The sequence below is a fragment of the Legionella adelaidensis genome, assembly GCF_900637865.1.
Classification (GTDB): domain Bacteria; phylum Pseudomonadota; class Gammaproteobacteria; order Legionellales; family Legionellaceae; genus Legionella_A; species Legionella_A adelaidensis.
Window position 1 is genome coordinate 54139 of the sequence record NZ_LR134428.1, and the last position, 26433, is coordinate 80571.

Sequence of the window (26433 nt, forward strand, 5' to 3'; positions counted from 1 at the left end):
AGCAGTAGCCTCACTCTTTCTACATTATTTGATGCTGCTTGAGTAAGGAAGAGTCAATGCAAATTCTAAGCACTCAGGTTTTAAAAGGGCCTAATTATTGGTCTAATTTTCGTAAGAATTTAATTGTAGTAAAACTGGATTTACAAAAGTTCGAATATTTACCTACTAACAAAATCTCCGGCTTTAATAATCGATTGAAAGAAATGCTGCCTACTTTATATGGGCATTATTGCTCCCCGGGAAAACCGGGAGGGTTATATGCGCGCATGGAAGAAGGAACATGGTTAGGCCATGTCATTGAGCATGTGGCTTTAGAGCTACAAAGTTTAGCTGGCATGGAATGCGGTTTTGGCAGAACGTACGGGACTGATGACTTAGGTATTTACCATGTCATCTTCTCTTATAAAATCGAAAAAGCAGGACTTTACGCAGCCAAAGCAGCCGTAGATTTGGTTCATTCACTTGCAGAGAATAAGCCCTATTCGCATTTACCCGTGGTAATCGCAGAACTAAAACGGTTAAAAAATGAAGCGCAGTTATCTCCTTATTTATCAACTATTGTAGAAGAGGCAAATAAAAGAAAGATTCCAGTTTTTAAAGATCACAGATTACCCTGTGTTACTTTAGGATATGGAGTTAATCAACGAAGTATATGGGAATCTCCTGATGCTAATATAGATGAATGTGCTTTATATCTGTCCAAACTTTATCCCGACAATTTCTCCTCTTCTCGCATACCTATTATTGCCGTTACGGGTACGAATGGAAAAACAACGGTAGTTCGTTTAATTGCTGAACAAGCCAAAAAAGCTCTTCGTTCTGTAGGTTTTACAACCACCGAAGGTATTTATATAAATAACAAAATGGTTCATAAAGGCGATTGTAGCGGCCCCACGAGCGCACAACATGTCTTGCAATCTCCTGAAGTGAATTTCGCCGTTTTAGAATGCGCAAGGGGCGGAATACTTCGCTCGGGCTTAGGTTTTGATTATTGTGATATTAGTATTTTAACCAATATAACGAGCGACCATTTAGGGTTAAACGATATTCATCATATTGATGAAATGGCAAGAGTGAAAGGAGTGGTTTTACATAGTACAAAAAAAGATGGCTATGCGATTTTAAATGCAGAAAATGATTTGGTATATGAATTTAAAGAGGAGCTAGCCTGTAACATTGCTTTATTTAGTACAAAAGAGAACGCACGGATCATCGATCATTGCCAAAAAGGGGGGCTAGCCGCCTTTGTAAACCATGATCAAATTACTATACAAAAAGGCGATGCCTCCTACGTGCTCGGAAACGTAAAAGATATTCCTCTTACATTTGAGGGAAAAGCACCTTGTATGATTGCCAATTTACTACCGGCTGTTTTAGCAGGATTTATCAGTAAACTTCCCCTTCCATCTATACAAGAAGCGATTTTTAATTTTGTTCCTAATCATGAAAACTTGCCTGGACGCATGAATCTTTTCGATTTTCCCCACTGCAAGGTAATGATTGACTATGCTCATAATGAAGCCGCTTTTGCAGAACTTAAACACTATCTTGACACCCATAACTGCACAAAGAAAGTGGGAATCATTACTGCAGTAGGCGATCGCAGAGAAGAAGATATCGAGCAAGTAGGTTACCAAACGGCCCTCCTCTTTGACGAAATAATTATTCGCCATGATAGAGATTGCCGTGGGCGTACCCACGAAGAAATTACGCAACTTTTAATAAATGGGATTAATAAAGCCCCTTCCCCTCCTATAGTAAAAATTATCTCAGATGAGCATGAAGCCGTGACCCATGCGATTAGGCATGCGCGCGTAAATACTTTTATACTCTATGCAGTAGAGGATGTTTTTTCCTCTATAGAATTTATTAAAAAAGAGCTGCAGAAGTTAAAAGTTGAAAATGAGGTAGCGTATGGCGCCTAAAGCAAAACTATTAATTATAGGTGGAGCAGAAGATAAAGGCGGAGCTCCTCCTGACTCTCTAGAGCAACAAAAAGAATTTAAACGGTATGAAATTTTAAGTGAATTACTTCCCGAGTCGAATAAAAAAATCGAAGTCATTACTACTGGCTCTGAAATTCCAAATGAAATCAAAAAAACCTATAAAAAAGCTTTCAATGACATGGGATATAGCAATATAGGATTTATTCCTATTAAAAAGCGCTACGAAGCCCGAACGAAAGAATATTTGCAAAGAGCAGAAGACGCAGGCGCCATATTCTTTACAGGAGGTGATCAATTTAGACTCTCCACCATCTTGGGAGGAACCCCTATTGTTGAAGTAATTAAACAGCGATATCAAAAAGATGAAGACTTTATTATTGCAGGCACTAGCGCCGGTGCTATGGTGATGTCTTCTGTAATGATTATGGGCGGTGGCTCCTCGGAAGCTCTGATTTACCGTAATCTATCCACTTCAGCAGGTTTAGGAATTTTGCAATATTGTATTATTGATACGCATTTTATTAAGCGCGGTCGATTTGCCCGTTTAGCGCATGCTATCATTATGAATCCCGAACAGTTGGGAATCGGTCTAGGCGAAGACACTGCGCTCATTATCAAAAATGGCTCTGATGCAGAATGCCGTGGTTCAGGTATGGTGGTAATTATTGACGGCAGGCATATTAACCAAACAAATATTACTGAAGTTGCGGAAGGTGAGCCTGTTTTTGTAGAAAACTTGAAAGTACACCTGCTGGTAAGAGGCTGTCAATTTTCAATTGCTAATCGTTGTTTGGCCGACCCGGCCATTCCTGACAATCTTGGATATTCACAGGAAAAATAAACATGAAAAAAATTGCAATTGCGGTGCACGGTGGAGCAAGTGAGGAAACAAAGTTCCTGAAAAGCCACATAAAAGAAAGCGAAGAAGGATTAGCAGAAGCTGCTGAAGCAGGCTATCGTGTTTTAAAAAATGGAGGTAGCGCTCTCGATGCAGTAGAAATAGCAGTACGTTCCCTGGAAGATAATCCTATGTTTAATGCGGGTTGTGGTTCTGCGCTAAATTGCAAAGGTGAAGTTGAAATGGACGCCTCTATCATGGATGGCAGCAATCTAGACGCAGGAGCCGTTTCCATGGTTCGCCATGTTAAAAATCCTATTAGTCTGGCTCGTATTATTATGGAAAAAACGCATCATATCTTATTATCCGGCTATGGGGCTTTAGAATTTGCCGAAATTAATAAACTTCATTTGGAACCTGATTCTTATTTTATTACACCGCACCAATACGAAATCTTTAAAGAATTAAACGAAATTCAAACGAAAGAAGAGGTATTAGCCAACACAGGCACGGGAACAGTAGGAGCCGTCGCACTGGATATGAATGGTAATCTTGCCGCAGGCACCTCTACGGGAGGAACGAGTAACTGTCTGGCAGGGAGAATTGGAGATAGTTGCCATATTGGAGCCGGTTGCTATGCCAATAATAATACTTGTGCAGTATCAGGTACCGGAGAGGGTGAATTTCTTATACGCGGAGTGGTGGCTCACACTATTGCCATGATGATGGAACACAATATGTCATTAAAAGAAGCTTGTCATTACGTTCTTTTTGAAAGGGATAAAATATTAGAGGGGGGGATGGGTGTCATTGCAGTAAGTAAAGATGGTGAAGTTGGAATTTCATTTAATACAGAGATTATGAAAAGAGCGTGGATGACTACAGATAATGACTTAAGGGTAGCAATCTATAAGTAAGTCCTGATAGAGAGCAAGCCACCACAAACTGTTCAAAAATTAACATTTTAAATGTATCTTGGGTATAATATCGGTTTCCTTTGGACTTCTTATGTACTTCGTAAAGTTATTTCTACATAAATTACGCAAAAATAAAGTTAAAAGTATTTTTTTAACCCTGGCGCTTGGAATGTCAAGTTACGGAATTAACGCTTATTTCTTTGCCCTGCCTCCACCTGAACCAGAACGTAAAATAGTAGAAACTAAAACGATTTCCCCCCAGCTATTTGAATATAGTGTGAAATTACTAGGTACCGTCCACCCTAAACATGCCACCATCCTCTTTGCAAAGACTACTGGTATGCTGGATATTCTAATTCCCAGCGGCAAATCGATAAAGAAAGGAACATTGATTGCTAAAATTGTTGATCCCAATCAAGAGGATACGGTGGTCCTTACCCAAAATAGTGAAACACTATTAAAGTCTCAATTGAAGCGTTTAGCTCCTTTACATAAGAAAGGTTTTATCAGTGCTAACGATTTAGAGGAAAGAAAACAAGCCTGGTTATCTGCCAAAAAAGAATTGTCTCGCACTAAAATTGAATTAGATAACTTTCGATTTTATGCCCCTTTTGATGCAAAAATTGGAATTTATAAAAAAAGAGAAGGTACACAAATTAATAGTGGTGAGCCGTTAGTTACCCTTTATGACCCCCAAAATTTAGTTGTGGATTTTCATATTCCGTGTACTAACTTACCTAAAATCCAAACGGGCCAGCAGGTACGCGTTTTAAATAAAATCTACTCTTTAACAAATTTTCAAGCAATGTTGGATGAGGAGACACATATGTGTCCTGCTGAAGTAGAAATAGAATGCCAGGATTGCTTGATTGGTGACACTATACCTTTAGAGCTTGTGATCACTTCCAAACCAAATAGTATAGTTATTCCTTTTGAAGCCGTATTTTATAAAAACTCTACTCCATATGTTTATACCGTAGAAAATCAAAAGGTAATTTTAACCAGTATTAAGATAGGGATTCAGAATAAAAACCAAGTAGAAATTCTAGAAGGTTTGGCGCCAGGCCAACAAATTGTTATCAGAGGCCACGAGCGACTTTTTCCTGAGATGATAGTAAGTACTATCCCGATCGGTGAGTCTAACAATTTAGGTTGAAAATGAAATTCGCTGATTATTTTTTAAAAAACCCCGTTTCCGCAATTGTTCTAAACAGTCTTTTAGTCATTTTAGGAATGCTTTGTTTGTTCCAGTTGCCGCTTTGCGAATATCCTGACGTGAGCCTGCCCGTTATTAACGTCAGTACATATTACCCCAATGCTAGCGCGCCTTTGGTAGAGTCTTCTGTAACAAATGTATTAGAAGAACATTTGGCAGGGATTGAAGGATTAGAAACAATCACTTCACGGTCCAACGCCGGATCATCACAGATCACGCTAAACTTTTTACCCGTTACATCAATGGATAAGGCATTTAACGCGGTCCAAGAAGCTGTTAGCAATTCAAAGGGATTATTACCACCGGAGGTAAAAATCCCTTTTATTGAAAAGCAGAAAAAAAATACAGGGCTTCCCTTCATTGCAATAGCGGTAGAGTCTAACAAAGAGAGTTTTGGAGAATTAACTCATTTCACTACACTTAATTTAAAAAACCAATTTAGAAGCATTCCAGGCGTTTCTTCTGTAGAGGTCTGGGGGCAACCCCTCTCCTATCAAATTACACTTTCTCCAGAAAAACTTTACAATTATGGGATTAATACTTCTAATATTTTTGAGGCTTTAATTAGCAGTAAAATAGCATTACCGGCAGGCAGCTATCAAAATAAAATTCCCGTTACCCTGCAAACCGAACTAAAGACATTGGAAGATTATGAAGACTTACGCATTAGCACGAGGGGAAATAGTTCTGTTCCTTTAAAGGCTATCGCTAAAATTACTTTAGAAAATGATCAAAGCACTTCGCGTACAAGGGTAAATGGGAACCCAGGGGTGGTAATTAGCATTAATAAAGCAAATGATGCCAATCCTTTGGAAGTATCACGAGAAGTAACGAAAATGCTACAACAACTTCAAGAGTCTTTGCCTTCTTCTATAAAAGCGCAAATCATTCTTGATCAAAGTGAATTTATTCAATCCTCTTTAAAAAATATTAAAAAGGCCATTAGTGAAGCTATTTTCCTGGTTGTGCTTATTGTTTTCTTATTTTTGAGAAATTTTCGTGCCACCTTAATTCCCATTATTACCATCCCTATTTCATTATTAGGTGCACTGCTATTTTTGCGCCTTTTTCATTACTCGCTCAATCTTATGACTTTGTTAGCAATGATTTTAGCGATTGGCCTCGTGGTCGATGATGCTATCGTAGTTTTAGAAAATATTTGGCGGCATATCGAAGAAGGAATAGCTCCAATAAAGGCAGCTTATAAAGGGGTAAAAGAAATTGGCTTTGCCATTATCTCCATGACCGTAACACTTGCCAGTGTCTATCTACCCATTGTTTTTATTAACGGAGTTTTAGGGCAAATATTTATTGAATTTGCTGTGGCCCTTGCTGGAAGTGTATTGATTTCAGGCTTAGTAGCTTTAACACTTTCTCCTTTAATGTGCGCAAAGCTATTACAGATGAAAGAAAATACCATTTGGCCTCAATTTGATAATAAATTTGCAGTTTTAACCACAAAATACGTCTCTTCTTTAGAAAAAATAGCTGGGAGAAAGAAAATTGTCTTAAGTGTTTTATTTCTCTCTAGCTTCTTATCCTATGAACTCTACTCACTAATTCCGCAAGAATCTGCGCCGAAGGAGGATCGAGGTTTAATGGGTCTTTATCTACCTTCTCTTTCCGGAGAAAAACTCGATGATTTAGATAAAAAAATAAATGCTATGGAAGATAAATTGCATTCCATACCTGAAATTCAAAACAGGCTTACTTTTATAGGCGACTGGGGCGGCACAACCATTATGCCACTTAAACCGCACTCTCAAAGGCATAGATCAACCAGCCAGGTAGTAGAAGATACAAGGCCTAAACTGGCGCAATTACCTTCCGTAGACCCACAGCTATGGAGCTGGGATTTTGGGTTACCGGGTACTGACGCTCTCAATAATCAATCTGAGTTAAGCCTGAATATAACAACTACTGAAGATTTCTCCAGGCTTTTGGAGCATACGAATACCTTGAAAATGAAGCTGGAAGAAAGTGGGAAATATACCTATGTTGAGCATGAATTACGATTAGACAATATTGGATACACCATTCAAATTGACCAAGATCAACTAGCCAAACTAGGTCTTACAACTACCCAAGTGGCAAAAACAATTGAAGTCTTTTTTAGTGGGGATAAAAGTCAAACATTTGAAAAAGATGGGATTAATTACAATATTAATGTAAAAGGAAATGTGAATCCTTGGAGTGTCGATGAGTTGTATGTGTTTACTCCACAAGGCAAACCCGTTTCTTTAGGTGCAATTTGCAAAATGATCCCCGAAACGATGCCTGAGGCGTTAACTCATTATCAACAACAGCATTCCACCACTTTGCATGTTCAACCAAAAGCTGGAACATTAGCATCTGCTTCTGTAGATTTATTCCATATTGCAAAATCTATATTACCTCCCTATTACAAACTAAGCTGGAATGGAAGCGTTAAATCATTTCAGGAATCACAACATACTATGCAATTATTAATTCTTTTATCGCTTATTTTTATTTATGCGGCCTTATCCATTCAATTTAGCTCCTTTTTAGACCCTCTTATTATCCTAATAACCGTTCCCTTAGCTAGCACCGGTGCATTATTGCTTTTGTACGTCTTTGGACAAACATTAAACATATATTCCCAAATTGGATTAGTAACTTTAATTGGTCTTATCAGTAAACATGGCATCCTATTAGTGGAATTTGCCAATCAACAGATACAATCCGGAGTTTCTCTAAAAAAAGCTATCTTGGCTGCGGCAAAAATCAGATTAAGACCTATATTAATGACCACAGGCGCTATGGTTTTTGGTGCTCTTCCCCTCGCTTTGTCCCATGACGCAGGTTACGAAGGCAGACGAGCGATCGGCATGGTACTCATTGGTGGGCTTTGTTGGGGTACGTTATTCACCTTATATATACTACCTGGCGTTTATCTGATGATAACTTCATTGAAAAAAAACAGGAGCTGGGCTCGAAGTGAACTAGAAGTGTAACGTAGCGCAATCAAGGGAGGGATCTGTAGTCATGGTATAAATCCTTGATTACATTTCACTACATCAAGGATACGATTCTACTGTTTCTATTTTTTAATAACCGAGGCGGTCATTCTGGAAACACACGTTTGTTTCCCTAATTCATTAAAGATATCAATATGCCAAACATGTGTGGTACGGCCAATATGAATGGGCTTGGTGATTGCTGTTATGATTCCCTCTCTCGCTGAGCGTATATGATTAGCATTTATTTCTAAGCCCACGCAATAAAACTGATTTCGATCGACTACAGCATTAGCGGCTGTACTAGCTACAGTTTCTGCTAATACCACATTCGCTCCCCCATGGAGTATACCAATAGGCTGCTTGGTTCTTTCGTCAACCGGCATAGTTGCAACTAGAAAATCATTGCCCACTTCAGTAAAAACTATCCCTAGAAATTCTGCCATGGTATTTTTACCACGGTTGTTTAAATCTTCCACTGTTATTTGTTGAAACCAAATGGCCATATATTTCTCAAGCACTTATCAAACAATTATTCTAAAAAAAATAAATAAAAAAAACGAATATATTTTCTTGATACGAATGAAATTTTTATCCTAGCAGGCTCAATGCACACAATGGCGGCATTAAAAAAACATAGTGCCGATTTATTTTGCAATTAAGGGTATGGCTATTGTAGAATTGCGCCGCATTAACAGGATGAAACCATGCCGCATTCAATCGAAAAACATGAAACTTGGCCGCGAATTTTTACTCATTTAAACGGGATGCTAAAAAAACAATGTTTCGCATCCTTACCGAGCCATATTGAAATTACTCCCTCTATGCGCCAAGAGCTATTATGTCTTTGCGAACAAGCAATTGTCATAAATGCAACAGGTCACTCCTTTTATACGGTAGCTTACGCTACGCTTTTTCATGAAATTGAAAGATTAACCAAGGAAAACGAGTCACACAAAATAAAACTTCCTGCGAGCAGCTTAAAAAGCGCGCTGGGACGAACGCTGGATCTGCCCGGAGCAATGGAGGAGCTTGAAACATTAGCTGAGAAAGTTATTGGTAAAGTTTTAAACATAGCTGACCCCAGGCCAGCTGATGATGAACTTTATTTTAAATCGCAAGTTGACTTGGATATTTTAGAAGACCAAATCAGAACATGGGTTCAATATGAATATCCCCGCGAGCAGGTTGATGAGCGGTTTTCTCTCTGTAGCAATCGCAAACAACGCCGTATGGATAGCTGCGCTCGTTTGCTCTCCCTATCACCTATAATATCTGTGTGTACCGCAATAACTATTGATAGTTCTTGCTCACCCCCTCGACTCATTATTGCTGCAAATGTGGGTAATGCTAACCACAGCATGCAAATCCTCTACCACTTAAAAGAAAAAATTGCAGCTATACGCAAATTTTTAATTGCGTTAAAAAATGAAAATAAAGAGTTAGTGTTACCTCATTTAGAAAGTCAATGCACTTTATTAATTTCGGAACTTGAAAAACATTCTAGCAATGGACTTCCGGCGGACATCCTTCTCCAGGCTGCTATAAAATTAGCGCATGCTCTTTGCTTTGAAAGTGAAACATTTACGGAAGAAGAGAAGTCTGCTTTTTTTAACGAAAACGCCGAAATTGTCTTTCTTTTTTCACAAATGGAAAAAGAAAAATTAAAGTTAGTAGCTCATTCGGAAGCAAGAGGGTGTTCATCGTCACACGTATTTGAATTACCCCACTTAAAAAAAGGAAATATTAAACATTTACATGCTGAGCAATTGATTGGTTATTTTCTATTTAAAATTATTAGAATTCCTACTGAAACCCCACTTAATCTTGGTATTTCCAAGCTCTGTTGCTTTGAATGCTTTAGTGCATTAAAAACTTTTACTGGCGTAATGGTTAGAGGGCACCATGGGCAAACTTACGAAGGGGTATTTAATCTATTTACTGGAGAAACGTCACCTGTATCGAGTAATAAAACAGCAATTACCTTTCCTTGGTGCAGTCCCAAGGATACCCCTTCAAAAAAAGAGGGAATAAGCAGCCCTTCAAGTACTACTACAACAGCACCTGTCGAAACATCTAGCAAAGCAGCCAGACAGCTTTTTGGCCTATTTAAACCAACAGCTATTACTCCACCACAACCACTAATTACCAACGTCCCTTTATAATGTAATATAAAAATATCAACTGAGCCGCACACGTTAGTAAGCGGGGAGCCTTAAAAACCAGAGAGGAATGCAGAAACCCTGGCTCTTCCTGCATCAAGGCTATGTCCTCGTTGAATTCATCATATAGGTGCCTCTGAGTAACTCCTTTTCGCGAAACGCTCAAATAATATCCTATAATTCTAATAAATAGACATTAGGGAGATAATAATGCCAGAATTTTTTCAGAAAATGGACATTCATGGTAAGGCAGTAGACAGCTATTTATTAAAACATATTCCGTATGATCATGAGGATAAACAACACGCTGACCTGGTAGTAGACTGCTGTGATGACGTACGCAAAAATCTCACAAAGTTGCAAAGAATTGATAAAAAAATTGTAGTTGGATTAGCATTGGCTTCGGCCGCTAGCGTGGTTTCATTTGTATTTCCTATTTTTTCACCCTTAATAATGGCTGGGGTAGCATACGCAGCCTATCAATTTGGATTAAGGGAGAAAGCAAATGATGAATACACCCGCTCGATAGAAAATTTGGCAAATTGTTGTAAATGGACTTTAGGTGGGGAAAATGCCAGTGCCCCGTTACTTAAAAATGAAGATATTGCAGATATGTTAAGAACAATAGGTCCAATAACAACGAAAGAACAGTTAAGGGAATTAGTATCCAGTAAAATTGCCAATCAATGCATTATCCAAGCCAAACAAGATATTAAGTTTTTAGATACTCCTGTGAGTAAAGAAGAACATCGTAATCTTTTTTATGCGATGTATGGCTATCAACAGGGAGGCCCCTTAAATATTATTAAATCCCTTGGTTTTGTTATTAAAAACGCATTCCAAGGCTTTAGGGAAAGTATTTCTACCAAGTTAGAAGGATGGCGGGATGAACAACAAGTGAAATCATCTGTATAACTTATAGGTCGACTACATTTTCGTGTTGTTTATTAAGCCTGATTTCTGGCAATTGGGTTATGAATCGCCAACTTAGTATATTTGTAGTAATGAGTTTGCGGTGTGGTTCCATACATACTGAATTTGGCACGGATGTGGCAAAACGAATTTGTAGAAAAGATTGATAGTTAGTACTGGTTATTAGCCAGTGATGAGTACCATTTACTCGGCCATTTACCTTCATTTGCAGACAAGGGACGACTCCGAGATCAGTGAAGAGATAATTTACCTTTCCCATTTTACAAGGTCTGTTTTCTAATTCACTAAAAATAGTATTGGGATTTATTAAATTGGAATAGCATAGATTTTTCTTTTTAAACGCTGCTATTAACTGTAAAGTTTTAGCTTCTAAATAATAAAAATTTTCATTATCGCGATCTATTTGGTTGATTGTTTTAGTAAATAAAAAAATATTCTGTAAAGAAGCCAAGGTAAAAGTGGCAATAGAAAAAATTAAAACGATACAAATTAATAAAACAAAACCGCGCTTATTGTTCAAGAATTTCTAACCCGGGAATAAAATTCTAACGAATCATCATTTTCATCAATTAGGGAAACCTTCAGTAACTTTCTTTCACTTTTCTGCCATGAAATAGTAACTGCTTTTATGACGGCGCTTAGAAGATCGTTTCGCTGTAACTGATAATATAGGGAAGCATTTTTAATAAAAAAATACTCTTCAATCCAGTTACCAATATATGCAGGTGCTTGGTATTCAAAGAAAAAAGGCTCTTTTAGTATAACCATGTCGTTTTCCCCGATTTTTTCTATTCTTTCTATTTGATGAATTTCAGCATGAAAACAATCCGCAATAACAATAGGTTTTTCTTTATTTAATACATGGGCATGTAAAAGCACACGATTAGGTAGGGTGAATTTAATAATCTCGTCAAAAAGATAGTTCATCCTTCGAGTAATGAAATTATTTGGCTCATAACTCAACACAGACGGAATAGGTTTGAACACACGTGTATCTATTGTTTGTAAATAATCTAACCCTACACAAGGGGTAAACCCTGCATTTCTGATGCTATCTGAAATCAAGCCTTGCAAATTTAGCTGTTCTAAACTCTTCCCTGTTTTTTTAATAAGAAATTCAAGATGCTCTTTTGAGCTGAGGAAGTGGTTGACCAAAGCACCAATGATAAGGCTAGCAAGTAGTGTCGAGATTAAAAATTCCGATATGCTAAATCCCCTGTTTTTCACAGAATACCACCCGCTTTAATGGGATTAGATTAAGCCGACTGGATTTCCAGCATAGCTCCACTTGTTCTCCTTGCATCATGCTAAAAATAGTAAAACCAAACATCTCCTCCGCCGGCAAGGACCAACTCCCTTGTACGGTTAACTTTTCTGATAGCGAATTTATCTCACTTATTTTTGTCGCTTTTATCTGTTCTTCTTTAAAAAAAATTAAAGACTTCCATTGGTTATTCATAAGAAATAAGCTAGAACTGGTACCTAGCATTAAAATAATCAGCACCTCATATATTGAAAAACCTTCCATAGTTACCCCTCTTACTGGTAGCAACGAAGATATATAAATTGCAGACTTTTTCTTATCACCAAACACAGTTATTGTTGGGAGAAATTAGCTCTTACTTGAATCAGGTGTTCACCCAGTCTTTTAAAATAATTAATAGGAACCAGGTTGCAAGCAACCTGGTTCCCCATTTAAGATGATAAATTCGCTTTATTAAGGAGAATTAAGTGACCTGCGATTTTCTTCAACTTCCCCATAAAGGAATACAAACATTGACCCCTTATGTTCCTGGAAAATCAGCTTTGGAATTAGCAAAAGAACAAGGTATTTCTGATATTATTAAATTGGCAAGCAATGAAAATCCTTTAGGTTGCAGTCCTTTAGTAATGAAAGCGCTCGCTAACATGAGCGAGCGGGAAATTGCTATTTATCACCCCACAGCAATACAGCCCTTACGCGAAAAACTGGCTAAGAAATTATTAATTGATGCGAATATGTTATTTTTAAGTAATGGTTCCGACGCGCTTTTTCCATTAATTTTAATGAGCTTTGCCTTACATAAAAATAAACGCATGCTGGTACAACAATACGGCTTTAACATTCCCAATATCCAGGCGAAAGCCTTAGGTATACCAATTCAAGAGATAGCTCTTGCTTCTGATTGGGAAGTGAATGTTCCCGAACTCATTAAAGCATGTGATGAAGAAGCAGGCCTTATTTATTTAGCCAATCCCAACAACCCTACCGGTACTAAAATTAACTTGGAACAAATCGCATTTATTCTCCAGGAAATTCCCGCGTGCACTATTTTATTATTGGATGAGGCTTATCATGAGTATCAAGAGGAAGATAATACACTGGAATTATTGAAAAAATACCCTAACTTAATTATTACTCGCACTTTTTCCAAAGCGTACGGGCTGGCAGGTTTACGCTTAGGGTATGCTATTGCTAATCCTGATATTATCTCCATATTAAATCGCGTTGTACTTTCATTTACTGTTAATTATGCAGCATTGGTTGCCGGTACTGCGGCTTTGGATGACGAAGCATTTTTAGCGAAAGCGCGCGAGTCCAATAAGCGCGGGCTAGAGCAATTAAAACAAGGTTTGCAAGAATTTAATTATACCTATCTTCCTACAGCCGCTAATTTTATTACTATTGACTGCAAAAAAGACGCGCAATCTATTTTCTTAGCCTTGCAAAAAAAAGGAGTGATTGTTAGACCGTTGCATCCCTATGGATTATCTAACTTCATTCGGGTAACAGTGGGTACGAAAGAACAAAATAATAGATTTTTAGAATCTTTTTATTGTATTAATACTGAGGAAAATGTATGAAAAGTGACTTAGGTAGTAAACATTGTGAAGCGTGTGAAGGGATAGGAGAAGCGTTAAATCCTGAACAAATAAAAAATCTAATGCCGCAATTGAATAAGGGTTGGACAGCTGACTCGCATCACAAAGAAATAAAAAGATCCTTCTCATTTGCTAATTTTTACGAAACAATGAGTTTTGTAAATGCCATTGCATGGATGGCAAATAGAGAAAATCACCATCCTGATTTAGAGGTAGGATATAACTATTGCCATGTGCGCTATAGCACGCATGCATTAAAAGGTTTAACCCACAATGATTTTATTTGTGCGGCGAAGGTAGACAGGTTATTAGAGGATTGATGACAGAAGGAGAATTAATTTCACTCCCGTCATAGTCGCGGCTTCAATTAACCGAGCATTTATCGAGCCGCGCACATTTGTACAGGCCAAGTCATTACGGCCTATCGTCAATCTCTTTCCGTTGCGATGGCATAAAATCTTTTCTATCGAGACCTAATACCACAGCTAACGCACCGGCTACATAGATAGATGAATAGGTACCTACTAAAATCCCAACGATTAATGCCAATGAAAATCCATGAATAGTTTCACCACCATATATAAATAATGCAACGACCACAAACAAAGTAAGCACAGAGGTCATAATAGTACGTGATAAGGTTTGGTTAATGGAAATGTTCATAATTTCAATGGGACTCGATCTTCTTAACTTTACAAAGTTCTCCCGAACTCTATCAAATACCACGATCGTGTCATTTAAAGAATAACCAATAACCGCCAAGAGGCCAGCCAATGCTTTCAAGTCAAATTCAATATGGAAAAAAGCAAAAATGCCCAATATCAAAACAGGATCATGAATTAAAGCCACAGCTGAGCTAAAACCCAAACGGTATTCAAAACGCATAGCAATATAAATCATGGTAGCCAAGAGTGACACCAATATAGCTAATGCTCCTTTCGTAGCAAGCTCTTGCCCTACTTGCGGGCCCACAAAATCCACACGCTGTTTAACCGCACCGGGTAAGGCCTGCATTACTTTCTCTACCAAAATTGTTTGGTCAAAATCGTCACGCGGGGCAATACTAATCAACACATCTTTAGAAGTTCCATAGCTCACTACTTGCGCTTCTTTAAAACCAGCAGTATATAAATTCTCGCGAATTTTTATTAAATCAGCTGCTTGTGGATAAGTTACCTCTATTTGGGTGCCCCCAGTAAAATCCAATCCCCACTTTAAACCGTTAATTACCAGAGCCGCGAGGGAGCAGACGAAAATTAGAATTGAAAATAATGCAGTCCACTTGCGGGCCCCCATAAAATCAATTTTTGAATTTGGATTAAAAAATTCCATTGATACCTCTTTATATGGGTATTAAATACCGATTGAAAGTTTCTTTACGTTACGACCACCGTAGAACCAATTCACTATTGCCCGGGTAAAAGTAACTCCAGTTAACATCGAAGTAAGTAGACCTAAACAAAGTGTAATTGCAAACCCTCTCACTGGGCCGGTTCCGATAGAAAAAAGAACGACCCCTACAATCATGGTTGTAACGTTTGCGTCCAGGATGGTAGCAAATGCACGATCATACCCGGCATAAATGGCAGCTTGGACAGAGACCCCATTACGTAATTCCTCACGAATACGTTCATAAATCAGCACGTTGGCGTCCACCGCCATACCCACGGTTAAAACGATACCCGCAATACCTGGGAGAGTAAGTGTTGCTCCAATCATTGATAAAAGAGCAGTCAGTAAAATAAGGTTTAATACCAAAGCAATATTGGCTACTAAACCAAAAAAGCGATAGTACACTAACATTAATATTAAAATTAAACCCATACCTACTTCTAAAGAAACCATCCCACGGCGTATATTCTCTTTACCCAAGGTAGGTCCAACTGTGCGCTCTTCCACTGTGAAAATTGCAGCGGGCAACGCACCGGCACGTAATAATAAGGCTAAATTGCTAGCTTCTTTATTATCTTGTAAGCCGGTAATTTGGAAATTATTGCCTAAAGCATTTTGAATAACGGGAGCACTAATCACGCGCTCTTCACGTTTTGTAGTGCGCGTTTCCACCCCATTGACTAATTCTGTTGTGGTTTTATTCTCTACAAAAACAATAGCCATTCGTTTACCGATATTGTCGCGGGTTACTTTACTAAAGAAAGTCTCTCCGCCACCGCCCAATTGCACTTGAACGGCCGGTGAGGCGCTTTGTTGATCAAAGCTGGAAACTGCACTGGTAATTGAATCACCACTTAAAACGACTTGACGCTTTAATAATATAGGACGGGTATCCATCATATATAATTTACTATTTACAGGGATAGCACCACTTTGCTTGGCAATTTGTGCATCGTTTTCTTGATCCACTAGATGAAACTCTAAGGTCGCAGTTCCACCAAGAATTTGCTTCGCTCTGGCAGCATCCTGAATTCCAGGAAGATCCACTGCTACTCTTGTACTACCTTGTTGCTGAACTACTGCTTCCCCTACCCCCAGCTCATTTACCCGATTACGCAAAATACTCATAGTTTGCTCAATCGTATTTTGACGTATCGAATTTAATTCTGCAGGCGACAGGGAAACATTAATACTCGAAGTGATCTTGGACTGAGTGAAAACGAGACCGTTAAATTTTTGTTCTATTTCAGTGTAAGCCTCTTCCATAATTTCTGGTGTACGGAATCGGATATCAATTCCTTTGTCAGCTATATAACGAATACCTGTATAGCGAATCCCGGCCTCTCTTAAGTCTTGGCTAATACTTTTCATTAAACCTTCATAACGCCGATTAACCACACTTTCAATATCTACTTCCAAAAGAAAATGCACACCTCCTCGTAAATCCAAACCTTGTTTCATTGGTTCGGCACCGATAGAAGTAAGCCAATTAGGGGTTGAAGAAGCCAGATTAAGAGCGACCGTATAATTTTTGCCCAATCCATTTTTAATTATATCGCGTGCTTGTAATTGGGTATCTGTAGAGGCAAAACGCACTATTATGCCATCGTCGGTCGTTTTTACATTGGTATAGTCAAGCTTCGCATTTTTTAATAAATCTTCAACTTGTATGGCCAATTGTTGTGTATCAACCGTTGTCTCTGATGAAACCTGGACCACGGGATTCTCGGTATACAAGTTGGGTATTGCATAGATCAAGCCAATAACCGTAATGATTATTAGCATTAGATTCTTCCAAAGTGGGTATTTATTTTGCATTTAATACAGTCTCTGAGATTTAACGCGGAAAATTAAGTAAGCGATTTTAATGTTCCTTTTGGTAACACGGAGCTCACAGCATTTTTTTGTAAGCTAATCTCTACTCCCTCGGCAATACTAATTTTTAAATATTGCTCTTCAATACTAGTGATTTTTGCTAATAGACCGCCCGTAGTAATAATTTCATCGCCCTTCTTTAAATTACTTATTAAATCCCGATGCTCTTTCGCTCTTTTATTTTGAGGTCTAATTAACATGAAATAAAAAAGAACAAAAATAGCCGCAATCATCAAAAAAGAAAATGAACCATCCGGTTGCGCGCCAGGAGCTGGAGCGGCAGCTATTGCATCACTAATAAAAAAACTCATTTCTGACTCCTATAGCGTAAAAAATATAGAACCTGTTTTAAGCGCCACATAATATACCCAAAATACCTCAAAATGCTAGCGATAAAGGCTTGGGATTTATGATTCACATATAGGTTGGTGCCGAACCCAACAAACGAGCTCAGTTTAAATAATGCGTGTTGGCTGTGCACCAATCTACAAATTCCAAGCATTATGCTGAATTAATAATCGATGACAAAGTAGCGGCGTATTAAAATAGAGATGGTGCAGGTATGCTTTGGTAAAATTTAAATTGCAAGAAGGGCATTGGCAAGCATTATCTATTTTTTCAAAATCAAGCGAGTAGGCTTCATCTTTTAAATCAACAAGATTGCCTTGGCTAATAACAAACCCCTGCACACCTTCTTTTGCTAAAAAATCAGTTTCAATGGATACTTTCTTTTCTTTTAAACGCTCCAGCGCATAAAAATCAAAATCTCCACTTACATAACATGAGTAATCACGATAGCTCTTAATAACTTCTAAAAATTCCGTGAAGTCCTGGTGCTGATATCTTAAGTAAATTCCATAGGTTTTTTTACTATTAATCGGTAAACACTTTTCGCTAACGTAGACAAAAATTTCCTTGGGTATCTGTTCTAAAAAATCATTCATCTTGTTACAAAATCTTTCAGGAATAATTACTTTTTCCGGTTTTAAAGAAATTACCAAGGCTAAAATTTCTGACGTTGTAGTGCTAATTATGCTGCCATCATAAGGAGAGCGGATTTTTATAACTCCTTCATCATTAGCCTTTAAACCATCCAGATTTAGTGCAATTTCGCCAGGCCAACTAATATATTGCTTTAATGGTCTTTCTTTTAATAACTGGATACCGGGTTTTATAAGCAAATCAGATAAATAACAGGCCACTTTTTCAACGCCTGCTTCTAGCCAGTTAGCGAAAGTTAACGAAGCACCCTCTTTAGAGGTAATAATAGGTATTATACTCATTGAAAGATCCCTTTTATAAAAGCAAACTGGCATCGCCATAACTGAAAAAGCGATATTTATTTTCTATAGCCACGCGATATAAATCCATCGCCTGGGGGTAACCGATAAATGCCGAAACTAACATAAGTAACGTTGATTCAGGTAAATGAAAATTTGTAATCAGAGCATCGCAAATTTTAAATTGATAACCTGGATAAATAAAAATATCTGTTTCGCCACTATAAGGCTCTATAGTTCCAGATGCGGTAGCCGCACTCTCCAGGCTACGCAAAGCTGTTGTGCCAACTGCAACAACTCTTTTACTCTTTACTTTGGTTTGATGGATTAAATCACACAAAGAAGGGGTTATAGAAAAAAACTCGCTATGCATTTTATGATCCTGCACATTTTCACAGCGAACGGGGCGAAATGTTCCAGCACCGACATGAAGGGTTACATAAGCGATATTCACTCCCTTTTGTCTTAACTCTTTTAAAAGCTCTTCATCAAAATGAAGCCCGGCGGTAGGTGCCGCAACCGAACCTTCATGACAGGCATAAACAGTTTGATAGCGATCGAAATCTGTTTTTTTATCTTCTCTGGTAATATAAGGCGGAAGTGGTATATGGCCTATTTCGTTTAATACTGTTTCTAACCTTTCATTTATTTTGCATTCAAATAAATCGTCATGCCGATTTGTGATTTCAAAAAACCAACCCTCTTTAAGGCAAATTTTGTTACCAATTTTAGGCGCTTTACTGGCTTTTATATGCGCCAAAAAGCTGTACTCACTTAACTTGCGCTCAATAAGCAACTCTACTTTTCCGCCTGTTAATTTGTACCCATATAATCTTGCCGGAATCACTTTGGTATTGTTTAAAACCAATAAATCCCCTTCTTCAAGGTATTGAATGATGGACTTAAACTGCTTATGCTCGTAGGTTTCCGTCTTTCGGTTATAAACTAACAAGCGTGAATCACTACGATTTTCAAGAGGATATTGGGCAATGAGCTCAGAGGGTAACTCAAAATAAAAATCTTGTTTTTTCATTCTACAATCTGAAGTAAAATAATTCGAGATTATACCCAAGATGCTTCAAAATGCTAGATTTTAAGGTATTCTATTTTGTTAGTAAGGGATTAACGCCACGATAATAATCCCAATTGGAGAATTTTTGCTTTCTCATACATAAATAAGCAAGCGATCAGAAAATAGAATTTTGAAGTCTTTGGATATTTACTGTTAATTGACCGATAATAGCTATTTATAAAACCTTTGGAGAAACCATGTTCCGAATTAAATCCATAATCATTGGTACTGTACTTGCAACCAATGCTATAGCAACCACTTTACCTACTGTTCCACCCCATAATTTAACCACTCATAATCTAACGAACGTTTGGTCTGAGGCCTTTGTAGAGGGAACGATTCGTACTGAAAAAAATGCAACCCCCCCTAACACTACAAAAAAAGTGGCCTGGACAGAAGTTCTTTTTATTTGTCATAAAAGACCACAGTGCTGGGCATTGGTTAAAATGAACACAAAAGGTGATAAGAGCGTTGATTTATGTAAAGTAACCCTGGATGTCAAAACCGGTATAATTACACCCGAAGCACTCTGTGCTGGAAATAATGGTTATGCTTTAACGGTGAATGGCCCAGGCGAAGTGACACTTACAAGGAAATAAAAAGAATCACCTTGAAGTCTGTTAACATTTCATCTCCTTCTACGTGCCGCAGCTTGTCTGCGGCATTCTGTAGATACTGAAATAAAAACCGCATTACTAATTCATTGTCTGGTTTTTACTCTCTAGATCAATTTTCTATGATCCGCTTTTTTTAATAAACAAAAGATTTAAGGTCACAATTTGTGACCTTAAATCTACTTACTTTGAATATAAACTTATCTACCCCAAAATCATCAGATCTTTGGAGTTAAACGGGGTTAATTTAATAAACAGCAGAAGCCACCACACTCAAATGATGCTTATCATTTTTCATATCATCGTGTAAAGCCAAGCGCTCCTCACCTTTTTGCAACACTACTTCATAACCAAAAGATTTAGCTATCTTTATTAAATTACTTACTCTGATGTCCGTCTGCTTTCCTGAGCGAAGATCCTGGATAACAGATGGAGATGTCGGCTTCTTTTGCTAAATCCCGTACAGACTTACCATCATCTTCCATAATAGAAATAAGGAACTCAGAAAAAAGAAATTCTTTATAATGTTGCTCATACGCTTTTTTAAATTGCTTATCCTGCATTTTTCGTTCGTACGTTGACATAGGCTTATTCCCTTTAGAATCAAAATACCATCCAATAGTGGATTTCGATCCATTAAAGACAATATATTCCTTTAGTTGTTTAGTCTTTTTATTCATAACCAATTGCACTACTTAACCGGTACAAAATCAAGATTTGACAAAAATAGTTTACTAAATGATCTCACCAGCCCTCTTCATTTTCATTAGGAATACTTATTTCACTTGGAATTTTCCTGGTTTCATTAGCCCACTCTCCCAGGTCAATAAGTTTGCATCGAGAGGAACAAAAAGGTTTAAAGGCGTTTTGATCATGCCAAATGTCATTTTTCCTACATGTTGGGCATTGTATCTTTTTAAGATTCATATAAATAACTTAATTAAGTTAAATAGCTTAATCAATGAGCTACACTTACAGTCAATTTTATTCCCTCAGCTTCTTGTAATACGCTAATAACAGAAAATAAAGACTCTGCCGTTGGGTTTCCTGATTTACTAAACATTCGCTGTAAGCTTTTACTATTCTTATGAATTTTTTTAGCAAGTGGCTCAAAAGCTATTGTGGCATTGATGTAATCTCTTAATAGAGACTTCGCCACATCTAAATTATCTGCTAGTAACTCACTCACCGCTTCAATTAATAGCGCTTGCCTGAAACTTTTATCATTTTGAGCTCTATCTCGAATTGTTTTTTTAAAGTCACTGGTTAATGCCATAACTACCTCTCTTTTTTTAACCTTTTGTACTCTTTCCAAAGCTCTTTCGCTATTTGGATATCTTTGCTTTGTTGTTTTTTGGTTCCCCCACCTACCAATATTATTAACTCTTCACCCTCTTGGCCAAAGTAAATTCGATACCCGGGACCAAAATGAATTTTATTTTCATAGATGCCATCACCCAAACTTTTTATATTAGAAAAGTTCCCCAATTCCATTCGATATAAGGCTGTAGCAATTTTGGCAGCCGCAACCGAATCCAGTTTGTTAAACCATTTTTCAAATGGGATTGATCCATCCTCTCGATGATATTGTTCAATTCTTACTTTCATAGTTTATGGTAACATATAAGTTACTATTATTCCAGGTTTTCTTTTTATTTTACATAGGAGCTAAGATATACAGTCCATTTTTCATTAAAATGAATTGCAAATATGTGGTCTTTTAAGAATACCCGCGAAATTGTCTTCCTATTTTTAGACCAATAAATTTAAATTTTTAATTTAGTAAAAAACCATCTTGTAGTATGGGTACACTGGTGCTGATGTCATATTGGGATGCCAAATTTATATCGTTTTGGAAACCCCAATCAATAAGCTCTATTCCGCTATATAAATTATAAATATTTTGAAAATGTTGTTGCTGAGAATCAATGAACATTTTTGATGCTGTAATTGCTTCCTCTGTTTTATCACCGGTTAATGAATGGATAATTGCACCAGCTCCTATTAGATCCTCGTATGATACACGCATTGAGCCATCCCCCCATTTTTCTCCAGCAGGTATCAAGCCAATGCGTTACGGTGTATTGGGATGATATCAATGAAGACTATTGCCTTGTTCACACACAACAGACCCGCCTGAATAACAATTTGGAATCAAAATGCCATTTATCGTCAAATTCAACACACACGCTTGATGATGGCCCAGTGTAAACGGATTGCCACAATAACCGCTGCACCAATAAGTCTGCCCTTATTCTATTGTCCATACTCCTTGTAAACCAACCAAATGAGCATGCACTTTTGAACTTCCCGCCACGGTATAAGCATTATTTTCATCAAATACTTGGGTTTTATCGAAAGTTGAATCGTCAGCGGCAAATAAATAAGTATAGCCAACATCAAATCCCAATGCGGACGTCATTTGATAATGAGCACCCGCAGATAATGCCCAGCGGTTAGCATCAGGTAACCGTACATCACGTTCAGCATCCACAGTGGGAGTTTGATCATATCCGCCACCTACACGAAGTTGCCATTGCTCATTAACGAGATAATTTGCTCCTACAGCAAACCGCCATGCATTTCTATAATCCTGGGGAGTAGTAATATCTAATACGGTAGGGCCTGCAATAGAAAAAGCAGCTACGTTATTTAATTGCGTTTCTTTAAATACATTCCAACCTGTGTAAACCACAGAACCTAACAAAGCTACCCTGTTGCTTATATCTTGATAACCACTGAGGGTTATTACCTCGGGTAGTTCTACTTTATTACTGGAAAGGATCTCACTTCGAAAAATAGCATTCGGATCATCTAAAAAGGGATCAGCCAGTGGCCCTGTTAATTGACTGTATCCATTAAATTTGTGTGTTGTTTTAGATTGATAATTAATCCCCACACGCGTGTGGTCTTGGTTAAAATGCGTGAGAATTCCAGCATGAAATCCCATAGCGAAAGAATCACCTTGATTATAGCTTTGCGAGTCAAAGGCCATAGGATTTTGACCAGGGATAGTAGGAATTCCTACCATGGCATTAAACTTTACTTTAGCCCATTGTAAATCTAACCCCCCACCGATGGAGACGTTCTCGTTTATTTTATATCCCAGCTCGGGTGATAAATTTGCTGTAATCAATTGGGTTAAAGTGGCTGCATAACGAACGGGCGAATTGACTGGATAATCCGTGGACAGACCAAAAGGTGAAACGACACTGAGCCCTCCGACTAAACGATCGTTAAAGGGTACTGCAACATGAAGCGCTGGCACTATCGCCCGCTTTCCACCCTGTAAATCAGAAAATGTTTGAATATAAGAGGGTAGGCCTGCGGTTTCAAAAGTACTGACACCTGATATTTTACTGCTCGGAATAACGCCAACACCACTTAGCAAAACTTGTTTTTTTGTTAATAAAGTTAATCCAGCCGGGTTATACCAACCCGTTGAAGCGTCTATGGCTTCGGCAGCACTTCCCGCTGCAAAATTTCCTACAGCAGTAGTGCTGGCCTCGGTATATAGCGAAAATCCACCTGCGTGGAGATTATTAGCCATTAGAACTGTTAAAAAGGAGCTTAGCGCGGTTTTTATGGGTTTTTTATTATTCTTCACCACTTTTCCCTTTATTTTTATTTTTTGGGAAAATGATAATAAAGGATGGAACCAGATTTTCATAGAATTAAATGTAACTTGGGGTCGGAGGCCTTGACGGCAACCTTCACCTCTTGCATTGCGGTTGAATTTTAAGCGTGTTAATGTTGTTTCTTTTTTGTTCTTGAGAAAGTCATGCGACAACAATTGGTAACCAAATTTGGTGGTACAAGTGTCTCTACACGGGAAAATTGGAAGAATATTGCTGCTATTACTAAAAACCACCTAAAAAATGGATTTCAACCCGTTATTGTTTGCTCTGCTTTAACGCAAGCTTCAAATAAATTAGAAAAATTAATTGAAGCAGCATTGTTGAATGAGCATCCTCCTCTTCTACAAGAATTAAAAGAAGATCATTTTAAATTAGCTGACACTTTAGAAGTGCATCATGATCTTATCAAAAATGAGCTGGATCAATTAACGCAGTGGTTAACCGGGATTGCCCTTCTAAAACAAGCGCCAGCTAAAACAAGAGCTCAAATATTAAGCTTGGGCGAGATTATGATGACCCGTTTAGGCTTAGTATTTTTACAAAATCAGGGTATTAACACCCAATGGTTTGACGCGCGGGACGCTCTCAAGACTACCCCAATTGACGGGGGTGATTCTATTAATTTTTTAGCCGCGCGCTGTACTAGTGAACCCAATTCGCAATTAAGCAGTAAACTCGCAAATTGCGAAGCTGATGCAATAATTACGCAAGGATTTATCGCTGCAAATAAGGAAGGCGAAACTGTTTTATTAGGTAGAGGGGGCTCAGATACCTCTGCCGGGCTTCTGGCTGCTATTTTATCTGCCCATAGTTGTGAAATTTGGACAGATGTCCCAGGAATTTATACGGCTAACCCTCATCAACTCCCTCACGCGCGTTTGTTAAAACAATTAAGTTATGACGAGGCACAAGAAATTGCTTCCATGGGGGCAAAAGTTTTACATCCTAATTGCATTCCCCCCGTGCGACGTGCCGGTATACCCATGGTGGTTAAATATACCCGTTTACCCGAACATTCTGGTACTAAAATCACCTATGCTAGTGATGAATATGCTCCGCCAATAAAATCAATCCAGGTAAAACAAAACATTACTTTGATATCAATTGACACGTTAAATATGTGGCAACAAGTGGGTTTTTTAGCAGACATCTTTAACGCCTTCAGGACGCACGGATTTTCAGTAGATTTACTTTCCTCTTCGGAAGCAAATGTCACCCTCTCCCTGGATACCAATGCCAAACTACGCGATCGTGCTGCTTTAGATGCACTCATTGCCGAGTTAAACACATTAGGAAGAGCAAAAATTATTGAGCCTTGCAGCGCAGTTAGTTTGGTAGGCCATCATATACGTACCGTTTTGCCTCAACTAGGCCCTACATTAGAAGTTTTTGATGCGCAGCAAGTCTATTTAATGTCACTAGCCTCAAACGATTTAAATCTTACTTTCGTAGTAGATGAAGCCAAGGCAGACAAGCTTTGCCAAAAACTTCATCATCTTTTAATTGAAAATAACCCTCAAAGTTTTTATTACTCGAAAAGTTGGCAAGAAGAATTTGGAACACCTAATCATCGTGTTGCCCCATGGTGGGAGCGAGAAAAAAATAAGTTATTAGCTTTAGCGGAAATGCAATCTCCCTGTTATATCTATGATTTAAATACGCAGCGTGAGAAAGCCGCTCAGCTATTGCAATTAAAATCCATCGATCGCCTCTTCTATGCCCTTAAAGCAAATCCGCACCCTGCTCTTCTAAATACGCTCTATGAAAAAAATATTGGCTTTGAATGCGTATCAATTTTCGAGTTAGAGCACGTAATAGCGCACTTTCCTCGCATTGAAAAACAAAAAATTCTTTTTACTCCCAATTTCTCAGGAAAAGCGGAATATAAATTCGCGTTTTCCTTAGGCTGTTATGTAACGGTAGATAATCTTTTTCCTTTAGAAAATTGGCCAGAGCTCTTCCAAGATCAATCTATTCTCATCCGTGTTGATCCTGGTTGTGGAGCAGGCCATCATCGTTATGTTTGTACAGGCGGAAATGAATCTAAATTTGGAATTCCGCGGCAAGATCTCTTGCGCGTTGCAAGTATTGCCAAGAAATATAATATAAAAATTATAGGCCTCCATGCGCATTCGGGGAGCGGCATTTTAACACCGGAACTATGGCAAGAAACCGCCTTAATGTTGGCAGAGGAAGCAACCCACTTTCCAGATGTAAGGATTATTAATTTGGGAGGCGGATTAGGTATTGTAGAAAAACCAGGACAAACCCCGTTGAATCTTGCGGCTTTAGACGAGTCTATTAACGCAGTAAAAACCCGCTATCCTCATCTTGAATTTTGGTTAGAACCAGGCCGTTATTTTGTTGCAGAATGTGGGGTAATTTTGGCTAAAGTTACGCAATGCAAAGAAAAAGGAAAAGTAAAATTCATAGGCATTGAGACAGGAATGAACTCTTTAATGCGCCCCAGCCTTTATGGCTCCTATCATGAAATTACTAACCTTACCCGCGTTGATGAAGAAAAAACAGAAGTGGCACATATTGTTGGTCCTATTTGCGAATCTGGCGACACCTTAGGCTATGATCGTTTATTACCGAAAACAGGGGAAGGTGATGTCATTCTAATTGCCAATACAGGCGCTTATGGTCATTGTATGAGTTCTTCCTACAATTTACGTCCTCCGGCTGAAGAAATTATTTTGGATTAACC

Annotated in this window: 26 protein-coding genes; 11 read left to right on the forward strand and 15 right to left on the reverse strand. The window is 38.1% G+C overall.

The window, feature by feature from the left end:
• The first annotated feature begins 56 nt into the window (after window positions 1-56).
• The 5 genes from EL206_RS06185 (at window position 57) to EL206_RS06205 (ending at window position 7892) form a co-directional block, all read left to right on the forward strand.
• Entirely contained in the window at window positions 57-1925 is a 1869-nt protein-coding gene (locus tag EL206_RS06185) for a cyanophycin synthetase family protein (RefSeq protein ID WP_058462805.1), read from the forward strand.
• Window positions 1915-2787 carry a cyanophycinase gene (locus tag EL206_RS06190; protein WP_058462806.1) on the forward strand — a complete coding sequence of 291 codons (873 nt, stop codon included), beginning with the start codon at window positions 1915-1917 and terminating at the stop codon, window positions 2785-2787. Before EL206_RS06185 ends, EL206_RS06190 begins: the two co-directional genes overlap by 11 nt.
• A 2-nt stretch (window positions 2788-2789) precedes the next feature.
• A complete protein-coding gene (locus EL206_RS06195) occupies window positions 2790-3701 on the forward strand; it encodes an isoaspartyl peptidase/L-asparaginase family protein (RefSeq protein WP_058462807.1) in 912 nt (303 codons plus the stop codon).
• Window positions 3702-3792: 91 nt separating this feature from the next.
• Complete coding sequence (locus EL206_RS06200) at window positions 3793-4857, forward strand: efflux RND transporter periplasmic adaptor subunit (RefSeq protein WP_058462808.1); 1065 nt, start codon at window positions 3793-3795, stop codon at window positions 4855-4857.
• Window positions 4858-4859: 2 nt separating this feature from the next.
• Window positions 4860-7892 (forward strand): efflux RND transporter permease subunit, encoded by a 3033-nt coding sequence (locus tag EL206_RS06205; protein ID WP_058462809.1) that lies wholly within the window; start codon window positions 4860-4862, stop codon window positions 7890-7892.
• A gap of 86 nt (window positions 7893-7978) precedes the next feature.
• On the opposite strand, the gene EL206_RS06210 is transcribed toward EL206_RS06205, so the two are convergent.
• Window positions 7979-8401 (reverse strand): hotdog fold thioesterase, encoded by a 423-nt coding sequence (locus EL206_RS06210; protein ID WP_058462810.1) that lies wholly within the window; start codon window positions 8399-8401, stop codon window positions 7979-7981.
• A gap of 201 nt (window positions 8402-8602) precedes the next feature.
• Here EL206_RS06210 and EL206_RS06215 point away from each other — a divergent pair, with 201 nt between their 5' ends.
• On the forward strand, window positions 8603-10060 hold the full coding sequence (locus tag EL206_RS06215) for a hypothetical protein (protein ID WP_058462811.1): 1458 nt from the start codon (window positions 8603-8605) through the stop codon (window positions 10058-10060).
• Window positions 10061-10267: 207 nt separating this feature from the next.
• A complete protein-coding gene (locus EL206_RS06220; protein ID WP_058462812.1) occupies window positions 10268-10972 on the forward strand; it encodes a hypothetical protein in 705 nt (234 codons plus the stop codon).
• A 1-nt stretch (window position 10973) separates the two neighbouring features.
• On the opposite strand, the gene EL206_RS06225 is transcribed toward EL206_RS06220, so the two are convergent.
• The 3 genes from EL206_RS06225 to EL206_RS06235 are packed head-to-tail and all read right to left on the reverse strand — an operon-like array spanning window position 10974 to window position 12518.
• Window positions 10974-11510, reverse strand: coding sequence for a hypothetical protein (locus EL206_RS06225; protein ID WP_058462813.1), 537 nt, complete (start codon window positions 11508-11510; stop codon window positions 10974-10976).
• Window positions 11507-12217, reverse strand: a complete 711-nt coding sequence (locus EL206_RS06230; RefSeq protein WP_058462814.1) for a hypothetical protein — start codon at window positions 12215-12217, stop codon at window positions 11507-11509. Before EL206_RS06230 ends, EL206_RS06225 begins: the two co-directional genes overlap by 4 nt.
• Window positions 12198-12518 carry a hypothetical protein gene (locus tag EL206_RS06235; protein ID WP_058462815.1) on the reverse strand — a complete coding sequence of 107 codons (321 nt, stop codon included), beginning with the start codon at window positions 12516-12518 and terminating at the stop codon, window positions 12198-12200. The genes EL206_RS06230 and EL206_RS06235 overlap by 20 nt, the downstream gene beginning before the upstream one ends.
• A 203-nt stretch (window positions 12519-12721) precedes the next feature.
• On the opposite strand from EL206_RS06235, the gene hisC reads away from it, so the two are divergent.
• Window positions 12722-13834 carry a histidinol-phosphate transaminase gene (gene hisC / locus EL206_RS06240; RefSeq protein ID WP_058462816.1) on the forward strand — a complete coding sequence of 371 codons (1113 nt, stop codon included), beginning with the start codon at window positions 12722-12724 and terminating at the stop codon, window positions 13832-13834.
• Window positions 13831-14172 carry a 4a-hydroxytetrahydrobiopterin dehydratase gene (locus EL206_RS06245; protein ID WP_058462817.1) on the forward strand — a complete coding sequence of 114 codons (342 nt, stop codon included), beginning with the start codon at window positions 13831-13833 and terminating at the stop codon, window positions 14170-14172. The genes hisC and EL206_RS06245 overlap by 4 nt, the downstream gene beginning before the upstream one ends.
• 94 nt (window positions 14173-14266) lie before the next feature.
• Here the strand turns inward: EL206_RS06245 and secF are convergent, their stop codons facing one another.
• The 5 genes from secF to queA form a co-directional block, all read right to left on the reverse strand.
• Complete coding sequence (gene secF, locus EL206_RS06250; RefSeq protein WP_058462818.1) at window positions 14267-15184, reverse strand: protein translocase subunit SecF; 918 nt, start codon at window positions 15182-15184, stop codon at window positions 14267-14269.
• Between the two features lie 21 nt (window positions 15185-15205).
• Complete coding sequence (gene secD, locus EL206_RS06255) at window positions 15206-17062, reverse strand: protein translocase subunit SecD (RefSeq protein ID WP_058462819.1); 1857 nt, start codon at window positions 17060-17062, stop codon at window positions 15206-15208.
• Window positions 17063-17094: 32 nt separating this feature from the next.
• Window positions 17095-17430, reverse strand: a complete 336-nt coding sequence (yajC, locus tag EL206_RS06260) for a preprotein translocase subunit YajC (protein ID WP_058462820.1) — start codon at window positions 17428-17430, stop codon at window positions 17095-17097.
• A 174-nt stretch (window positions 17431-17604) separates the two neighbouring features.
• Complete coding sequence (locus tag EL206_RS06265; protein WP_058462821.1) at window positions 17605-18402, reverse strand: hypothetical protein; 798 nt, start codon at window positions 18400-18402, stop codon at window positions 17605-17607.
• A 13-nt stretch (window positions 18403-18415) separates the two neighbouring features.
• On the reverse strand, window positions 18416-19432 hold the full coding sequence (queA, locus tag EL206_RS06270) for a tRNA preQ1(34) S-adenosylmethionine ribosyltransferase-isomerase QueA (RefSeq protein ID WP_058462822.1): 1017 nt from the start codon (window positions 19430-19432) through the stop codon (window positions 18416-18418).
• A 236-nt stretch (window positions 19433-19668) separates the two neighbouring features.
• On the opposite strand from queA, the gene EL206_RS06275 reads away from it, so the two are divergent.
• A complete protein-coding gene (locus tag EL206_RS06275) occupies window positions 19669-20070 on the forward strand; it encodes a hypothetical protein (protein ID WP_058462823.1) in 402 nt (133 codons plus the stop codon).
• Window positions 20071-20462: 392 nt separating this feature from the next.
• Here the strand turns inward: EL206_RS06275 and EL206_RS06280 are convergent, their stop codons facing one another.
• From EL206_RS06280 to EL206_RS06305, 6 genes are all read right to left on the reverse strand, one after another.
• A complete protein-coding gene (locus tag EL206_RS06280; RefSeq protein WP_058462824.1) occupies window positions 20463-20765 on the reverse strand; it encodes a hypothetical protein in 303 nt (100 codons plus the stop codon).
• Window positions 20766-20829: 64 nt separating this feature from the next.
• Window positions 20830-21012 (reverse strand): DNA gyrase inhibitor YacG, encoded by a 183-nt coding sequence (locus EL206_RS06285; protein ID WP_058462825.1) that lies wholly within the window; start codon window positions 21010-21012, stop codon window positions 20830-20832.
• Between the two features lie 31 nt (window positions 21013-21043).
• The gene (locus EL206_RS06290) at window positions 21044-21361 is read right to left on the reverse strand and encodes a helix-turn-helix domain-containing transcriptional regulator (RefSeq protein WP_058462826.1); all 318 of its coding nucleotides are present in this window, start codon (window positions 21359-21361) and stop codon (window positions 21044-21046) included.
• 2 nt (window positions 21362-21363) lie between these two features.
• Window positions 21364-21693, reverse strand: coding sequence for a type II toxin-antitoxin system RelE/ParE family toxin (locus tag EL206_RS06295; RefSeq protein ID WP_058462827.1), 330 nt, complete (start codon window positions 21691-21693; stop codon window positions 21364-21366).
• Between the two features lie 166 nt (window positions 21694-21859).
• Window positions 21860-22114, reverse strand: a complete 255-nt coding sequence (locus tag EL206_RS06300; protein ID WP_058462828.1) for a 2-phosphosulfolactate phosphatase — start codon at window positions 22112-22114, stop codon at window positions 21860-21862.
• Between the two features lie 222 nt (window positions 22115-22336).
• Window positions 22337-23692: an OmpP1/FadL family transporter gene (locus EL206_RS06305; RefSeq protein WP_058462838.1), complete on the reverse strand. Its 1356-nt coding sequence runs from the start codon at window positions 23690-23692 to the stop codon at window positions 22337-22339.
• A gap of 174 nt (window positions 23693-23866) precedes the next feature.
• Here EL206_RS06305 and EL206_RS06310 point away from each other — a divergent pair, with 174 nt between their 5' ends.
• Complete coding sequence (locus EL206_RS06310; protein WP_058462829.1) at window positions 23867-26431, forward strand: bifunctional aspartate kinase/diaminopimelate decarboxylase; 2565 nt, start codon at window positions 23867-23869, stop codon at window positions 26429-26431.
• Window positions 26432-26433: the final 2 nt, after the last annotated feature.

Excerpts from the sequence above, each read along its gene's own strand:
- EL206_RS06185 (WP_058462805.1), top strand. The coding sequence starts at position 57 with ATGCAAATTCTAAGCACTCAGGTTTTAAAAGGGCCTAATTATTGGTCT.
- EL206_RS06190 (WP_058462806.1), top strand. The coding sequence starts at position 1,915 with ATGGCGCCTAAAGCAAAACTATTAATTATAGGTGGAGCAGAAGATAAA.
- EL206_RS06195 (WP_058462807.1), top strand. The coding sequence starts at position 2,790 with ATGAAAAAAATTGCAATTGCGGTGCACGGTGGAGCAAGTGAGGAAACA.
- EL206_RS06200 (WP_058462808.1), top strand. The coding sequence starts at position 3,793 with ATGTACTTCGTAAAGTTATTTCTACATAAATTACGCAAAAATAAAGTT.
- EL206_RS06205 (WP_058462809.1), top strand. The coding sequence starts at position 4,860 with ATGAAATTCGCTGATTATTTTTTAAAAAACCCCGTTTCCGCAATTGTT.
- EL206_RS06210 (WP_058462810.1), bottom strand. The coding sequence starts at position 8,401 with ATGGCCATTTGGTTTCAACAAATAACAGTGGAAGATTTAAACAACCGT.
- EL206_RS06215 (WP_058462811.1), top strand. The coding sequence starts at position 8,603 with ATGCCGCATTCAATCGAAAAACATGAAACTTGGCCGCGAATTTTTACT.
- EL206_RS06220 (WP_058462812.1), top strand. The coding sequence starts at position 10,268 with ATGCCAGAATTTTTTCAGAAAATGGACATTCATGGTAAGGCAGTAGAC.
- EL206_RS06235 (WP_058462815.1), bottom strand. The coding sequence starts at position 12,518 with ATGGAAGGTTTTTCAATATATGAGGTGCTGATTATTTTAATGCTAGGT.
- EL206_RS06245 (WP_058462817.1), top strand. The coding sequence starts at position 13,831 with ATGAAAAGTGACTTAGGTAGTAAACATTGTGAAGCGTGTGAAGGGATA.
- secF (WP_058462818.1), bottom strand. The coding sequence starts at position 15,184 with ATGGAATTTTTTAATCCAAATTCAAAAATTGATTTTATGGGGGCCCGC.
- secD (WP_058462819.1), bottom strand. The coding sequence starts at position 17,062 with ATGCAAAATAAATACCCACTTTGGAAGAATCTAATGCTAATAATCATT.
- yajC (WP_058462820.1), bottom strand. The coding sequence starts at position 17,430 with ATGAGTTTTTTTATTAGTGATGCAATAGCTGCCGCTCCAGCTCCTGGC.
- EL206_RS06265 (WP_058462821.1), bottom strand. The coding sequence starts at position 18,402 with ATGAGTATAATACCTATTATTACCTCTAAAGAGGGTGCTTCGTTAACT.
- queA (WP_058462822.1), bottom strand. The coding sequence starts at position 19,432 with ATGAAAAAACAAGATTTTTATTTTGAGTTACCCTCTGAGCTCATTGCC.
- EL206_RS06275 (WP_058462823.1), top strand. The coding sequence starts at position 19,669 with ATGTTCCGAATTAAATCCATAATCATTGGTACTGTACTTGCAACCAAT.
- EL206_RS06280 (WP_058462824.1), bottom strand. The coding sequence starts at position 20,765 with ATGAATAAAAAGACTAAACAACTAAAGGAATATATTGTCTTTAATGGA.
- EL206_RS06285 (WP_058462825.1), bottom strand. The coding sequence starts at position 21,012 with ATGAATCTTAAAAAGATACAATGCCCAACATGTAGGAAAAATGACATT.
- EL206_RS06290 (WP_058462826.1), bottom strand. The coding sequence starts at position 21,361 with ATGGCATTAACCAGTGACTTTAAAAAAACAATTCGAGATAGAGCTCAA.
- EL206_RS06295 (WP_058462827.1), bottom strand. The coding sequence starts at position 21,693 with ATGAAAGTAAGAATTGAACAATATCATCGAGAGGATGGATCAATCCCA.
- EL206_RS06300 (WP_058462828.1), bottom strand. The coding sequence starts at position 22,114 with ATGCGTGTATCATACGAGGATCTAATAGGAGCTGGTGCAATTATCCAT.
- EL206_RS06310 (WP_058462829.1), top strand. The coding sequence starts at position 23,867 with ATGCGACAACAATTGGTAACCAAATTTGGTGGTACAAGTGTCTCTACA.